1 protein-coding gene is annotated in these 1070 nt (G+C 66.0%); it reads left to right on the top strand.

Going from position 1 to position 1070, the window contains the following annotated elements:
• The coding region (locus J2X67_RS27710; RefSeq protein ID WP_309958224.1) for a HAMP domain-containing sensor histidine kinase at positions 1-1070 on the top strand (1070 nt) is incomplete at both ends.

The raw sequence follows: 1070 nt of genomic DNA, 5'->3' as shown, positions 1-1070 counted from the left end.
GCGCGGTGCAAGGTGAAGGTGGCCCAGCGCCCGCTGCGGGCGGCAACCAACGAACAACTGGCCCATGGCGTGCCCATGTTCCTGGACCAGCTCACGAGAACGCTCGCGGCCGAAGACGACGACAAGATGGATGTGAGCGTCGCCATCTCGGGACCCTCCGGAGGCGATGCGCTTGCGCTGTCGGAAATCGGGGTCAGCGCCACCGCCCACGGCAAGGAACTGCTCGATCTCGGCTACACCGTGGATCAGGTGGTCCATGACTACGGCGATCTGTGCCAGGCCATCACGGACCTGGCCTTCGAGCGCGATGCGCCGTTCGCCGTGGGTGAGTTCCGGACGCTGAACCGTTGTCTGGACAACGCCATCGCCGATGCGGTCACCGAATTCAGCGTCCTGCGCGATGCGCAGATCTCGGTGCAGCAGGTCGCGGGCGAGAAGCAGCGGCTGGGATTCCTGGTCCACGAACTGCGCAACTCGCTCGGGACGGCGACGCTGGCCGTGCGTGCGCTCGAGCTCGGCAACATCGCCATCAGCGGCGCGACGGGCGCGGTCCTCAAGCGAAGCCTTTCCACGCTGGGACTGCTGATCAGCAGGGCCACGGCCGAAGTGAGGGGCGAAGGGGCAGATCAACGCCAGACTTTCTCGGTCGCCTCCTTCATCGCCGATGTCGACCTGGTGGCGCGGCTCGACGTGGCGCGCAAGAACGCCGTCTTCGAGGTGCGGACCGTGGATCCTTCACTGGCGATCCTGGCCAACCGGGACCTGCTGCATGCGGCGCTGGCCAACCTGCTGCAGAACGCCTTCAAGTACACGCAGCAGAACTCGATGGTGACCCTGAGCGCCTACGCCTCGGGCGAGCAGGTATTCATCGATGTCGAGGACCACTGCGGGGGATTGCCCGCAGGCGGCGCCGCCAAGATGTTCATCCCTTTCAGGCCGAACGACGACCGCAGGGCGGGCTTGGGACTGGGGCTGTCCATTGCCCGACAAACCATCGAGGCGGACTTTGGCACGCTGACGGTGCGGGACGTGCCGGGCTCGGGTTGCGTGTTCACCATCAGCCTTCCACT

This window comes from Variovorax sp. 3319, assembly GCF_031456585.1.
GTDB lineage: Bacteria > Pseudomonadota > Gammaproteobacteria > Burkholderiales > Burkholderiaceae_C > Variovorax > Variovorax paradoxus_P.
The sequence above is the reverse complement of the archived record's forward strand: the minus strand, read 5'-3'. Positions and strand labels throughout refer to the sequence as shown.